The organism is Amycolatopsis sp. NPDC051903 (assembly GCF_044452505.1).
Lineage (GTDB): Bacteria > Actinomycetota > Actinomycetes > Mycobacteriales > Pseudonocardiaceae > Amycolatopsis.
Map to the genome: position 1 here is coordinate 22,333 of NZ_JBITBT010000046.1, position 13,293 is coordinate 35,625.

Consider the following 13,293-nt stretch of genomic DNA (forward strand, 5'->3'; position numbering starts at 1 on the left):
CCGTAGGGTGCCGCGGAGCGGGCCCGAACAGCGGACAGGGAGCACGATGGAAGCCGTGACCACGGCCGGACCAGCGACCAGCCGGCACGGCGCTGCCGGGGCCGTCGCGGAGTTCGCCCGGCGGCCCGTGGCGCTGCTCGCGGCCGGCACCGCGGCGGTGCTGCTGGCCACGGCCGGCCGCTACGGCTACTTCGGCGACGAGCTCTACTTCCTCGCCGCGGGCAAGCACCTGGCCTGGGGTTACGCCGACCAGCCGCCGGTACTGCCGCTGCTGGCCCGCCTCGCGGACACGATCGCCCCCGGTTCACTCGTCGCGTTCCGGGTCCCGGCGATCCTCGCGACGGCCGCCGCGGTCGTGGTGACCGCGTTGATCGCCCGCGAACTCGGCGGCGGCCGCAAGGCGCAGACGCGCGCGGCCGCCGCGTACGCGATCTGCGGGCAGTTCGTGGGCAGCGGCCACTACCTCGCGACGTCGACGATCGACCCCCTGTTCTGGACGCTCGTGCTGTGGCTGCTCGTGCGGTGGCTGCGCACGCGCGACGACAACCTGCTGCTGTGGCTCGGCGTCGTGACGGCCGTCGGGCTCAACGTCAAGTTCCTCATCGGCGCGTTCTGGGCGATCACCGCGGTCACCGCGCTCGTCTTCGGCCCGCGCGAACTGCTGCGCCGGCCGAAGCTGTGGGCGGGTGCGGGGATCGCGGCGCTCGCGTGCGTGCCGACGCTCGGGTGGCAGTCGTTCAACGGCTGGCCGCAGCTGGGCATGGGCGACGCGGTGGCGCGCGAGGTCACCGAAGCCGGTGGCCGCGCGGGGTTCCTGCCGGCCCTGCTCGCGGGCGCGGGTCTCGTGATCGGCGCGCTCGGGGTGCTCTACGGCCTCGGCGTGCTGCTGGGTGCTCCGGGGTTGCGGCCGTACCGGTTCCTGGGCTGGACGACGATCGGTGTCGTCGCGCTGTTCCTCGTGGCCAACGGCCGGTTCTACTACGCCGCCGGGATGTTCCCGATCCTGTGGGCCGCCGCGGCCGTGCACCTGGAGGGCCGGCGGCTCGCGCTGTGGTGGCGGTGGGTGCCGACGTGGCCGGTGTTCGTCCTGTCGGCGCTCTACAGCCTGCCGTACGCGCTGCCGGTGTGGCCGGTGCAGTGGCTGGTGGAACATCCCGAAGCGCCGCATCCGGCGTACGCCACCGAAGAGGTCGGCTGGCCGGACCTCGCCGAGTCCGTCGCCGGGGTCTACCGGCTGCTGCCGCCCGAGGAACGCTCGCACACCGCGCTCATCACGGCCGGCTACTGGGCCGGGGGCGCGCTCGACCGCTACGGCCCGGAGTTCGGCCTGCCGGAGGCCTACAGCGGCAGCCGCGGGCTCTGGTACTTCGGGCGGCCCGCCGATTCCGCCGACGCGGTGCTCTTCGTGGGTGCGGATCCGGCGAACCTGGCGCCGCACTTCCGTTCCGCGCGGATCATCGGCAGGGTGGAGAACCACCTGGGTGTGCCCAACGCGAGCGAGCACCTGCCGATCTGGCTGCTCACCGGCCGCACCGAAACCTGGTCGGTGCTCTGGCCGCAGCAGAAGGACCTGAAGGCATGAGACTCGGCGCCCCGCGGGACGTGAAGGTCGACTGGCGGGGCTCGCTGCTGCCGCCCGTGGCGAAGCGCCACGCCGATCCGCCCCCGCGGTGGCACTGGTGGTTCTCACGCGCGGAGACGACGGTCCCGTTCGTGCTGCTGGCCGTGCCGACGCTGCTGAGCGCGCTGCGCGGGGACCAGACGCCCGCGCACCGGCTCACCACCCTCGTCCTCGCGGCGGGCGCCGCGGTGTGGCTCGTGCTGACCACCCTCGTGCCGAGCGCGCGGGTGCGCGAGCACGGCGCGTTCGCCGCGCTCGCCTTCGCCGGCATCGTGAGCTTCGGCTCGGTGCTCGAGGCCAGGGAGACCTACTTCCTGATCTTCATGGTGCACGGGTTCTTCGCGGCCATGCGGATGCGGCCGATGGCGGCGGCGATCGTCGGCGTGGCCATCACGTCGCTGCTGATCAACACCGTCGCGAACGGCGGGCCGATCCACGCGCTCGCCACGGCCCCGGCGATCTGGGTGACGCTCGTGGTCGTGCAGACCGCCGGGATCGGTGGCGGCGGCGCGGTGTTCGCGGCCGTGGGGCGCCAGAGCGCCGAACGCAAGCGCATGCTCGACCAGCTCGCCGCCGCGGAGGCCGAAAACCGCGGCCTGCAGCGGCAGCTGCTCACCCAGGCGCGGGAAGCCGGGGTGCTCGACGAGCGCCAGCGGCTGAGCCAGGAGATCCACGACACGCTCGCGCAGGGCTTCACCGGCATCATCACGCAGCTCGAAGCGGCGGCGCAGGCCCAGGACGACCCGGCCGAGTGGCGGCGGCACGTCGACACCGCGACCGCGCTCGCGCGCGAGAACCTCACGGCGGCGCGGCGGTCCGTCCACGCGTTGCGCCCGGAACCGCTCGAAGCCGCGACGCTGCCCGACGCGCTCGCCGAGGTCGCGCGGCTGTGGAGCGAACGCACCGGCGTCCCGGCCGCGTTCTCGGCCACGGGCACGCCCGTGCCCCTGCACCCCGAGCTCGAGGCGACGCTGCTGCGGATCACGCAGGAAGCACTGTCCAATGTGGCCAAACACGCGCGGGCCGGGCGGGCCGGGCTCACGTTGTCGTACATGGGCGACGAGGTCACGCTCGACGTGCGCGACGACGGCGTCGGGTTCGACCCCGAGAACCCGCCGCCGAGCGAAGGCGGGTTCGGGCTGCCCGGCATGCGCAGCCGCGTGCAGCGGCTCGCGGGCACGCTGCACGTGGAGTCGGAACCCGGTGGCGGCACGGCGATCTCGGTGAACCTGCCCGCCGTGCCGGCTGCGACACTGGCCGGGATCGAGAACGAGGGGGCGTCCGCATGACCGTCACGCTGCTCATCGCCGACGACCACCCCATCGTCCGCGACGGCCTGCGCGGCATCTTCACCGGCGAACACGGCTTCGACGTGCTCGGCGAAGCCGCGAACGGCGCCGAGGCGGTCACCCTCGCCGAGTCGCTCAAACCCGACGTGGTGCTGATGGACCTGCGCATGCCGGGCTCCGACGGCGTCAGCGCCATCACCGAGCTCGCGCGCCTCGGCAACCCGGCCCGCGTGCTGGTGCTGACGACGTACGACACCGACTCCGACGTGCTTCCCGCGATCGAAGCCGGCGCCACCGGGTACCTGCTCAAGGACGCGCCGCGCGAAGAGCTGTTCCGCGCCGTACGGGCGGCGTCGCGTGGCGAGGCGGTGCTCTCCCCCGCCGTCGCGAGCCGGCTCATGGGGCAGGTGCGCGCGCCGGCGAAGGAACCGTTGTCGCAACGGGAGATCGAGGTGCTCACGCTAGTCGCGCGCGGCTCCACGAACAAGGACGCGGCGAAGAAGCTCTTCATCAGCGAGGCGACGGTGAAGACGCACCTGATCCACGCGTACGCGAAGCTCGGCGTGAAGGACCGCGCCGCCGCCGTAGCCGTGGCGTTCGAACGGGGACTGCTCGGTTCGTGACGGCTGTGATTGGCTGAGCGGCATGTTCCCCGAGACGCCTGCCGCCGCGGCGGCGCTGACCGTGGCCACACGCTATTGCTCGCCGGCGCTGCTCAACCACTCCGTCCGCGCGTACCTGTGGGGCACTCACTACGCCGCCGCCCACGGCATCGGGTTCGACGACGAGCTGTACTACGTGGCGGCCCTGCTGCACGACCTCGGGCTGACGCGCGAGTTCGACAACCACCGCCTGGCGTTCGAGGACGCGAGCGGCCACCTGGCGTGGGTCTTCGGCGTCGCGGCGGGCTGGCCCGCGGAACGGGCCGCGCGCGCCGAGGAGATCATCGTCCTGCACATGCGTCCCGACGTCGCGGCCGCCGCGGACGCCGAATCCCACCTGCTCCAGGTCGCCACGAGCTGGGACGTCTCCGGGCACCGGCCGGAGGAGTTCCCGGCCGAAACCCGGGCCGAGGTGCTGGCCCGCTACCCGCGCCTCGACTTCGGCGCGCAATTCCTGACGTGCTTCGAAGACCAGGCGGCTCGCAAACCGGACAGCGCGGCGGGACAGGCGGTGGCGAGCGGGATCGGGACGAGGCTCGCCGCCAACCCGCTCGGCTGAGCCGGCCCCGCACTCACCACAGCACCGCCCCGCGAGCCGCCACCCGGTCGGCCGCCGCGGCCACGAACTCCTTGGCCGGCAACGGATCCAGGTGCCGGCCGTCGCGCAGCCGGGGAGCGACGAGGTCCGACCCGGCTTCCCGCTCGCCGACGACGAGCTGGTACGGCACGAACCGCGCGTGGCGGATGCGCGCGCCGAGGCTGCCGTCCGCCGCCAGTTCGGCCCGCAACCCGGCTTCGGCACACCAGCGCAGCACGGCTTCGGCCGCCGGCAGTTCGGCGCCGGAGACCGGCAGCACCGCGACCTGCACCGGCGCGAGCCACGGCGGGAGCACACCGCCGTGCTCCTCGAGCAGCTGCGCCATCGCGCGTTCGACACTGCCGAGCAGGCTGCGGTGCACCAGCACCGGGCGGTGCCGGGCGCCGTCGGCGCCGACGTAGCGGAGGTCGAACCGCTCGGGCTGGTGGAAGTCGACCTGGACGGTGGACAGGCTCACCGAGCGCCCCGCGCTGTCGGCGACCTGGACGTCGATCTTCGGCCCGTAGAACGCTGCTTCGCCGGGCGCCACGTCGTAGTCGAACCCGTCGAGCGCCTCGACGAGCATTGCCTGCGCGAGGGCCCAGTGGTCGGCGGAGCCGGCGTAGTCGCCTTCGCCGGCCAGGGACAACCGGTAGCGCGCGGGCCGCAGGCCGAGGTCGGCGTGGACCCGGCGGATCAGCTCGAGCGCCGCCCGGACCTCGGCCGCGACCTGGTCGAGCCGGCAGAAAACGTGGGCGTCGTTGAGCTGGATCGCGCGCACGCGGCTCAGCCCGCCGAGCACACCTGACAGCTCGGCGCGGTACATCCCGCCCAGCTCGGCGATCCGCAGCGGCAGCTCGCGGTAGCTGTGCCCGCGGGAGCGGTAGATCAGCGCGTGGTGCGGGCAGAGGCTCGGCCGCAGCACGAACTGCTCGCCGCCGACGTCCATGGGCGGGAACATGTCGTCGCGGTAGTGGGCCCAGTGACCGGAGATCTCGTACAGCTCGCGTTTGCCGAGCACCGGTGAGCACACGTGCCGGTAGCCCGCGCGCCGCTCGACGGCGCGCACGTACTCCTCCAGCTCGTGGCGCACGACGGCGCCGTCGGGCAGCAGGTACGGCAGACCGGCACCCATCAGCGGGTCGCTGCCGAACAAGCCGAGTTCACGGCCGATCCTGCGGTGGTCGGGCACGGGTTCCTCCTCGGGACGGCGAGGCGGCGGCCCGGGAAACCCCGTCGTACGACGAAGCCCCGGGGTGGCCACCCCGGGGCTCTTCCGCTCAGTTCTCAGCGCGCCGGGACGGTGTCCGGCGTCGTCGTGCCGAGTGAGCGCTGCATGCCCGTGACGGTAACAGCGGGCACCGCAGACGGGCACGTGGTTTTACGGCCGCCAGGACGTGTCCGCGGCCCAGGCCTCCGCGCGCTTGAACGCGGCGTTGACCCAGCTCTGCTTGGCGTCGGCGTACTCCGCGACGGTCCCGTCGGCCTCGTGTTCGCGTGCCAGCTCCGTCTTCACCGCCGCGTACGCGTCGCGCTCGGCCGGGTGCGCGCGGATCCAGTCGCGGAACAGCAACGCGAGCCGCCACGCCGGCGTTTCGGTGGAGCGGACGTGCAGGTTCACCGCGCGCTTCGGGTCCGCGCCGACGTGGAAGCGCTTGGGCCACGGGGTGGCGGAGCCGTCCTGCGGATCGTCCCACCAGTCGCCGTCCAGGCGCGGGAACCCGGCGTCCGCGAGGGCTTCGGACAGCGCGTCGGCGTCGGCGAGCGTGGCAACGGTGAGCTGCAGGTCGAGGATGTCCTTGGCGGGCAGCCCGGGCACGGACGTCGAACCGATGTGATCGGCGCGCACCAGCCGCTCCCCCGCGACCTGCCGCACCCGCGCCAGGCGGCGTTCGGCCTGCAGCGGCCAGCTCCCGTCGTACGGCGCGATCACCGGCGACATCGGCGGGCGCGGTTTGCGCAGCCGCAGGTTCGCCTCGTACGGCACGAGCCGGTCGGCCCAGAGCGCGTCGACCTCGGCGAGCACGGCGTCCTGCGCGCCGCCGTTGTCGAGCCAGACGTCGGCGACCGCGCGGCGCTGCTCTTCGCTGGCCTGCGCGCGGATCCGCGAGCGCGCGTCGGCCTCCGCCATGCCGCGCACCTCGACGAGCCGCCGCACGCGCACCTCCACGGGCGCGTCGACGATCACCACGAGGTGGTAGGCGGGGGCGAGGTTGCCTTCGACGAGCAGCGGGATGTCGTGCACGATCACCGCGTCGTCGGCCGCCTCGGCCATCAGCTCGGCGGTGCGCTTGCCCACGAGCGGGTGGACGATCCCGTTGAGGCGCTTGCGCGACTCCTCGTCCGCGAACGCCTTCGCGGCGAGCTCCGGCCGGTCCAGCGAGCCGTCGGGCGCCAGCACGTCCTCACCGAACGCCTCGACGATCGCCGCCAGCCCCGGCGTGCCCGGCTCCACGACCTCACGCGCGATCCGGTCGGAGTCCACGAGCACGGCCCCGTGCTCGGCGAACCGGCTCGCCACCGTCGATTTCCCCGCGCCGATCCCGCCCGTCAAGCCCACTCGCAGCATGGGGCCACCCTAACCAGACCTCGCCGCCACCCGATCAGGGGACGTCACAGCCCTGCACGTGCACTCGCACGAGTACGCGCACACCCACCGTCGAAACGTCAAGGACTTTTCCCACTGATCCGGGTGACACGCCGTCCCGGCTACGCCGAATTGCCGAGTCGAGTGCGTACCGTGCGCGGCGGAAGGGTCGCCCACACGGAGGAACCATGGCGGAAAAGCACGTCGGTAAGCACCGGCTCGGAACGCCGGGCCTGGTGCACTGCGTTGCCTTCCGCCAGGTGGCGGACGCCCTCGCCGAATACCGGCGCACGTGGCTCAGCGCCCTGCTCGTACCCGCCCAGCACAGCTTCGCCGGCCTGCGCCGCCGCGCTCGCGCCGCGGCCCTCGAACGCATCTGGGTGCCGGCGGTGTCGGCTTCCTGAGGTTGCCGTCCTGGGCTGTGACCTCACTCCGGCGCGGAGCGGGCCCGCACCTCACGGCGGGCGACGCCGGCTAGCGACCCGCGCCGGCCAGTGCCGGGGCACTCGTGCGGAAGCGGGCGCGGTAGGCGCTCGGTGGGATGCCGATTTCGCGCGCGAAGACCCGTCGCAGCGTTTCCGCGGAGCCGAAACCCGTGCGGCGGGCGACCACGTCGAGCGGGTCCGAACCACTCTCCAGCAGCTGCCGGGCGGCTTCGAGGCGGGTGCTTTCGACGAAGCGCGCCACCGAGGTGCCGAGCTGTTCGCGGAACAGCCGCGTGAGGTGCCGGACGCTGACCCCCGCGTCGTCGGCCAGGAGGGAGAGGCTGTGGTCCGCAGCCGGATCGGCGGTGATGCGGTCCATGAGCCGGCGCAGCAGGTCGTTGCGCGACGGCTGCGCCGCGAGCCGCACGCTGAACTGCGACTGGCCGCCGGGGCGTTGCAGGAACACCACGAGGTGCTTGGCGACGAGCCGCGCGGCGGCAGAGCCGAGGTCCTCTTCGACGAGAGCCAGCGACAGGTCGATGCCCGAGGTGACGCCGGCCGAGGAGATCACCGAGCCGTCGCGCACGAAGATCGCTTCGCAGTCGACTTCGACCCCCGGGTAGCGGCGGGCGAGCTGGTCGGCGAGTTCCCAGTGCGTGGCCGCGCGGCGGCCCTCCAGCAGGCCCGCCGCCGCGAGGGTGAAGGCGCCCGCGCAGACCGACGCCGTGCGGCGGGCCTGGTGCGACAGGCGGCGGACCTGGGCGAGCAGGTGCTCGTCGGTCACCGTGCGCTGCCAGTCCGGGCCGCCGGGCACGATGAGCGTGCCGCCCTCGACGTCGACCTCTTCGAGTGCGACGTCGGCGCCGAGGCGGGTGCCGGTGGTGGTCCGGACGTCGGTGCCGCCGGGCGACGCGGTCAGCAGCTCGTAGCTCGCGCCGTGCTCGTTGGCCATGCCGAAGACCTCGAGCGGCCCGGTGACGTCGAGCAGCCGCACCGAGTCGTAGACCACGACCACGACCCGCTCGGACCGCACACCCTGACCCATCCGAAAGCTCCTTCAGACCAGTTTCGTCTGCACGTCGATCTGGTGCTCCAGCGTACGGTGCACCGGGCACTTGTCCGCGATCTCGAGCAGCTTCGCGCGCTGCTCGTCGTCGAGGTCACCCTCGAGTTCGATCTCGCGCGTGATGCGGCTGACCATGCCGACCTCGGTGTCGCAGCGCTCGCAGTCGCGGGCGTGGATGCGATCGTGCTTCAGCCGGATGTTCACGTTGGCCAGCGGGATGTTCTTGCGGTCGGCGTACATCCGCAGCGTGATCGCGGTGCACGAACCCAGCGCGCCGAGCAGGAAGTCGTACGGCGTGGGACCGCTGCCGTCACCGCCCACGGAGACGGGCTCGTCGACGGTGAACTCGAACCCGCCCGCGGTGACGTGCTGCGTGTAGCGGCCGGTGCCCGCCTCGCTGACGACGACGGTGCCCGGTTCCGGCTGGGTCATCCGGTTTGCCTCCTGCTCGCTTGCTCGGTGGTCGGTCTACTTGTGCGAACGTCGTTTGTGGACGAAGCCATGCCGAGCCGTGGTGAGGTCCACAAGACGAAGATCCCACAGATCCGGCCGCCTGGCGAAGTTCCCAAGCGCGCCCGAATATCGTATCTTCGGCAGGCGAGACGCGGACCTGTCCTGCGCGGCACGGGCGAAGGGGGTAAGGGACGTGGCCACCCGCCATCTGTCGACGCAGCCGGCCGAGCAGCACAACCGCGGACGGTTCCTCGACGCCGCACTGGCGGTGCTCACCGACCGGGGTGTCGGCGGCCTGACCGTGCGCGGCGTGGCCGAAGCGGCCGGGGCGTCGACCATCACCGTCTACACGCGCTTCGGCGGCCGCACCGGGTTGCTCGACGCGCTGTACGAGCGCGCGTTCGACCTGCTGCGCGAACAGCTCCTCGACGTCCCGCCCGAATCCGACGACGGTGTCGCCGACCTGCTCGAGGTCGCCCTCGCGTACCGCCGCTTCGCGCTCGAGAGCCCCGCGCGCTACGCGATGATGTTCGAGCGGTCGGTCCACGACTACGACCCCGACCCGGCTCTGCGCACAGCCGTCCTGCGGACCACGTTCGCCATGTTCGTCGGCAAGATCCGCCGCATCAGCAGTGACCCGGCCGCCGACGCGCGCCGGTACGGCTACCTGCTGTGGACGTCGATGCACGGGCTCGTCAGCGTCGAGCTCACGATCCGCTCGCAGACCCCGCTCGACGACTGGTTCATCGAACCGACCGACGAGGCCAACGAAGCGGTCTACCGCACGGGTGTGCTGTCGATGATCACCGGCCTCGGCCTCCACAACTGACCCCGGCCGGCGCGGTCTCGACCTCCGCGCGGCACAGCTGGCTGGCCGCAGCGCGAAACCCGCCGCCCCGAAACGAAAAACACCGCGGCCCCGGTCCGAACTGGACCGGGGCCGCGGTGTTCGCTCGACGTTCAGTGCTCAGTGATCAGCACCGGGAGCAGCGGAGCTCACGCACCACCGGAGAGCTTCTCGCGCAGAGCCGCGAGCTGCTCGTCGCTGGCCAGCGTGCCGCCGCTCTTGGCCTCGGCCGGAGCGGAGGTGTAGGTCTGGTCGCCACCCTCGACGCCGGTCGCGGCGTCGGCGGCGGCTTCCGCGTCGGCCTCGGCGGCCTTCTTGACCTGGGCCATGTGGGCCTCGTAGCGCGTGTGGGCCTCGGCGTACTGCCGCTCCCACTCCTCGCGCTGCTTGTCGAAGCCTTCCTGCCACTCCTGGGTGTCCGGGTCGAAGCCTTCGGGGTAGATGTAGTTGCCCTCGGCGTCGTACTCGGCGGCCATGCCGTACTGGGTCGGGTCGAACTCGGTGTCCGGCGTGACGCCCTCGTTGGCCTGCTTCAGCGACAGCGAGATGCGACGGCGCTCGAGGTCGATGTCGATGACCTTGACCATGACGTCGCCGTTGACCTGGACGACCTGCTCCGGGATCTCCACGTGGCGCTCGGCCAGCTCGGAGATGTGCACCAGGCCCTCGATGCCCTCCTCGACGCGCACGAACGCACCGAACGGGACGAGCTTGGTGACCTTGCCCGGCACGATCTGGCCGATCGCGTGGGTGCGGGCGAACTGGCGCCACGGGTCTTCCTGGGTCGCCTTCAGCGACAGCGAGACGCGCTCGCGGTCCATGTCGACGTCCAGGACCTCGACCGTGACCTCCTGGCCGACCTCGACGACCTCGGACGGGTGGTCGATGTGCTTCCAGGACAGCTCGGACACGTGCACGAGGCCGTCGACGCCACCCAGGTCCACGAAGGCACCGAAGTTGACGATGGACGAGACCACGCCCTTGCGGACCTGGCCCTTGGCGAGGTTGTTGAGGAACTCGCTGCGGACCTCGGACTGCGTCTGCTCGAGGTAGGCGCGGCGGGACAGGACCACGTTGTTGCGGTTCTTGTCCAGCTCGATGATCTTCGCCTCGAGCTCGCGGCCGACGTACGGCTGCAGGTCGCGCACGCGGCGCATCTCGACGAGCGAGGCGGGCAGGAAGCCGCGGAGGCCGATGTCGAGGATGAGGCCACCCTTGACGACCTCGATGACGGTGCCCTTGACGGGCTCGTCCTTCTCCTTGAGCTCTTCGATCGTGCCCCACGCGCGCTCGTACTGGGCGCGCTTCTTGGACAGGATCAGGCGGCCTTCCTTGTCCTCCTTCTGGAGAACGAGGGCTTCGACCTCATCGCCCACGGAGACAACCTCAGCCGGGTCGACATCGTGCTTGATGCTCAGCTCACGCGAGGGGATGACACCCTCGGTCTTGTACCCGATGTCGAGCAGGACCTCGTCGCGGTCGACCTTGACGATCGTGCCTTCGACGATGTCGCCATCGTTGAAGTACTTGATCGTCTTGTCGATCGCCGCGAGGAAGTCTTCCTCCGACCCGATATCGTTGATGGCGACCTGCTGCGGGCCGGCGGGGGCGGTCGGGGCGGTGGCGGTGTCGGTGGTCATTAGGCGGGTTGCTCCGGTGGATGGGATCGTAGGTGTGCAGTTGGCGACGCGGCAGGCTGCAAGACGAGACATGCGACGAACCCCACGAACCAACGTCGGGCAAACGTCCACCAGGGAACGACCGCGGCACGACCCGCAAACGGTGCGCGGCCCCGGCAGTGACGACCCGGGCAGCGCGAACCCACTGCGCTAACAGTCATCGTACGCGGGCTCCGGTAGGGCACACAATCAGGGTCCCCACGGCCCCCGGTACCCTTCTCGCAACGTTTCCACCGGTGCCCGCATTCCCGGGAGGCCCCGCATGTCCCAGCCCTCGGCCGCGCCCGAGGCGGACCGCCACGCGCGCGCCGAGCAGCGGCTCGGCACGTCCGGCGTCGCGTACCGCGCGGTAGGCGGCGAAGAAGCGGCGGCCGCCAACCTCGCGTGGTGGGACGCCGACGCCGACGACTACCAGGCCACCCACGGCGATTTCCTCGGCGACGCCGACTTCGTCTGGTGCCCGGAGGGCGTGCGGGAGGCCGACGCGCACCTGCTCGGCGACGTCCGCGGGCGGCGCGTGCTCGAGGTCGGCTGCGGCCAGGCGGCGTGCTCGCGCTGGCTCACCGCGGCCGGCGCCGACGCCGTCGCGACCGACCTTTCGGGCGGGATGCTGCGCCACGCGCGCGAGGGCAACGAGCGCACCGGTGTCGCCGTACCGCTCGTGCAGGCCAACGCCGAGCACCTGCCGTTCGCGCCGGGCAGCTTCGACGCCGCGTGCTCCGCGTTCGGCGCGCTGCCGTTCGTGCCGTCGGTCGCGACGGTGTTCGCCGAGGTGCACCGCGTGCTGCGGCCCGGTTCGCCGTGGGTGTTCTCGGTGACGCACCCGATGCGCTGGATCTTCCCCGACGACCCGGGCCCGCAGGGGCTCACGGTCACGCAGCCGTACTTCGACCGCACGCCCTACGTGGAGGTCGACGACGACGGCACGGCCACCTACGTCGAGTACCACCGCACGGTCGGCGACTACGTGCGCGCGCTCGCCGCGACCGGGTTCGCGCTGGAGGACCTGCTGGAGCCGGAGTGGCCGGAGGGGCACACCCGGACGTGGGGCCAGTGGAGCCCGTTGCGCGGCAAGCTCTTCCCCGGTACGGCGATCTTCCGCACCCGCCGCGCCTGAGCGGCTACGCTGCGGTTTCGTGGCCACGACCGAACCGGCGCGCTTCGCCGCGCTCGACCCGCTGCTGCCGCCGCCCGCGCCGGCCGCCGCCGGCGAGCGCGTGTCCGCGGTGACGACCGGCGGCGTGCGCGTGTCCGGCGTGGTGCAGCGCCACCGGCACGGCCCGGGTGACACTCCCCTGCTGTGGTCGGCCGCGCAGGTGTGGCAGCTCTTCCCCGCCGCGGACACCCCGGGCACCGAGGGCTTCGACCTCCTGCTCGGCGAACTGCGGTCCCTCGTGGACGGTGAGCCGCCCGGTGCCGACTCGGCGTGCGTGGTCAACTGGCCGAGCCGCGACGCCGAGGCGATCCGCGCGTTCCTCGACCACGGGCTCGCCCCGATGTCCGCGCTGGCGGTGCGCACCACGCCGCCATCCCCCGCGGAGCCGGACCGCGACGGCGTCACCGTGCGCCTCGCCGGCCCCGCCGACTTCGACGAGGTGCTGGCGCTCTGCGCGGCGACGTTCGACTACACGGGGCTGGTCGCGCACCGCCGCCGCGAGCAGACCGCCGAACTGCTGGCCCCGGCGCTGCGCCGCGCGCTCGACGAACCGGCCACGTGGCTGGCCGAGGCCGACGGCGAGACCGTGGCGCTCGCGCAGTGCGCCTGGGTGCACTCGGCACCGGACACCGACGCCGCGGAGCTGCTGCCACCGGGACTGTGGGCGTACGTGAACAACGTCGTGACCGCCCCCGGGCACCGCGGCAACGGGGTCGGCCGCGCACTCATGGCCCACGTGCACCGCGAACTGCTGCGCCCGGGTGTGGTCGGCGCGTACCTCTACTACAACCCGATGAACCCGCTCTCGTCGGTGTTCTGGCACCGGCAGGGCTATCGTCCACTGTGGACATCCTGGGAAGCGCACCCGGCGTCCGCGCTGCGCTGACCCGCACAAAGGGCAACCCGGTCGTGTGACGTGCGACCACCCGCC

General features: G+C 72.4%; 13 protein-coding genes. 8 read left to right on the plus strand and 5 right to left on the minus strand.

Translation table 11 applies throughout. The annotated features are described in order from the left end of the window. Positions 1-46 precede the first annotated feature (46 nt). Genes ACIA77_RS45730 through ACIA77_RS45745 form a run of 4 tightly spaced genes read left to right on the plus strand, consistent with a single transcriptional unit; the run spans position 47 to position 4,131 of the window. Positions 47-1,582, plus strand: coding sequence for a glycosyltransferase family 39 protein (locus tag ACIA77_RS45730; protein ID WP_395892459.1), 1,536 nt, complete (start codon positions 47-49; stop codon positions 1,580-1,582). Continuing rightward, positions 1,579-2,910 carry a sensor histidine kinase gene (locus ACIA77_RS45735; RefSeq protein ID WP_395892460.1) on the plus strand — a complete coding sequence of 444 codons (1,332 nt, stop codon included), beginning with the start codon at positions 1,579-1,581 and terminating at the stop codon, positions 2,908-2,910. Before ACIA77_RS45730 ends, ACIA77_RS45735 begins: the two co-directional genes overlap by 4 nt. Then, the gene (locus tag ACIA77_RS45740) at positions 2,907-3,533 is read left to right on the plus strand and encodes a response regulator (protein WP_395892461.1); all 627 of its coding nucleotides are present in this window, start codon (positions 2,907-2,909) and stop codon (positions 3,531-3,533) included. The genes ACIA77_RS45735 and ACIA77_RS45740 overlap by 4 nt, the downstream gene beginning before the upstream one ends. 22 nt (positions 3,534-3,555) lie before the next feature. Then, on the plus strand, positions 3,556-4,131 hold the full coding sequence (locus ACIA77_RS45745; RefSeq protein ID WP_395892462.1) for an HD domain-containing protein: 576 nt from the start codon (positions 3,556-3,558) through the stop codon (positions 4,129-4,131). 13 nt (positions 4,132-4,144) lie between these two features. On the opposite strand, the gene thrS is transcribed toward ACIA77_RS45745, so the two are convergent. Beyond that, complete coding sequence (gene thrS, locus ACIA77_RS45750; protein WP_395892463.1) at positions 4,145-5,341, minus strand: threonine--tRNA ligase; 1,197 nt, start codon at positions 5,339-5,341, stop codon at positions 4,145-4,147. Positions 5,342-5,530: 189 nt separating this feature from the next. Continuing rightward, positions 5,531-6,718, minus strand: a complete 1,188-nt coding sequence (gene coaE, locus ACIA77_RS45755) for a dephospho-CoA kinase (RefSeq protein WP_395892464.1) — start codon at positions 6,716-6,718, stop codon at positions 5,531-5,533. 206 nt (positions 6,719-6,924) lie between these two features. Between coaE and ACIA77_RS45760 the strand changes: the two genes are divergently transcribed. Next, positions 6,925-7,140, plus strand: a complete 216-nt coding sequence (locus ACIA77_RS45760; RefSeq protein WP_395892465.1) for a hypothetical protein — start codon at positions 6,925-6,927, stop codon at positions 7,138-7,140. Between the two features lie 70 nt (positions 7,141-7,210). On the opposite strand, the gene ACIA77_RS45765 is transcribed toward ACIA77_RS45760, so the two are convergent. Together ACIA77_RS45765 and ACIA77_RS45770 are read right to left on the minus strand one after the other, a co-directional pair. Beyond that, a complete protein-coding gene (locus ACIA77_RS45765) occupies positions 7,211-8,206 on the minus strand; it encodes a GlxA family transcriptional regulator (protein ID WP_395892466.1) in 996 nt (331 codons plus the stop codon). A 12-nt stretch (positions 8,207-8,218) separates the two neighbouring features. Further along, a complete protein-coding gene (locus ACIA77_RS45770) occupies positions 8,219-8,659 on the minus strand; it encodes an OsmC family protein (RefSeq protein WP_395892467.1) in 441 nt (146 codons plus the stop codon). A 214-nt stretch (positions 8,660-8,873) separates the two neighbouring features. On the opposite strand from ACIA77_RS45770, the gene ACIA77_RS45775 reads away from it, so the two are divergent. Continuing rightward, a complete protein-coding gene (locus tag ACIA77_RS45775; RefSeq protein WP_395892468.1) occupies positions 8,874-9,509 on the plus strand; it encodes a TetR/AcrR family transcriptional regulator in 636 nt (211 codons plus the stop codon). 167 nt (positions 9,510-9,676) lie between these two features. Here the strand turns inward: ACIA77_RS45775 and rpsA are convergent, their stop codons facing one another. Then, positions 9,677-11,167 (minus strand): 30S ribosomal protein S1, encoded by a 1,491-nt coding sequence (rpsA, locus tag ACIA77_RS45780; protein ID WP_395892469.1) that lies wholly within the window; start codon positions 11,165-11,167, stop codon positions 9,677-9,679. Between the two features lie 301 nt (positions 11,168-11,468). On the opposite strand from rpsA, the gene ACIA77_RS45785 reads away from it, so the two are divergent. Continuing rightward, on the plus strand, positions 11,469-12,323 hold the full coding sequence (locus ACIA77_RS45785; protein ID WP_395892470.1) for a class I SAM-dependent methyltransferase: 855 nt from the start codon (positions 11,469-11,471) through the stop codon (positions 12,321-12,323). 19 nt (positions 12,324-12,342) lie between these two features. Next, positions 12,343-13,248 (plus strand): GNAT family N-acetyltransferase, encoded by a 906-nt coding sequence (locus ACIA77_RS45790; RefSeq protein ID WP_395892471.1) that lies wholly within the window; start codon positions 12,343-12,345, stop codon positions 13,246-13,248. The last annotated feature ends 45 nt before the right edge of the window (positions 13,249-13,293 follow it).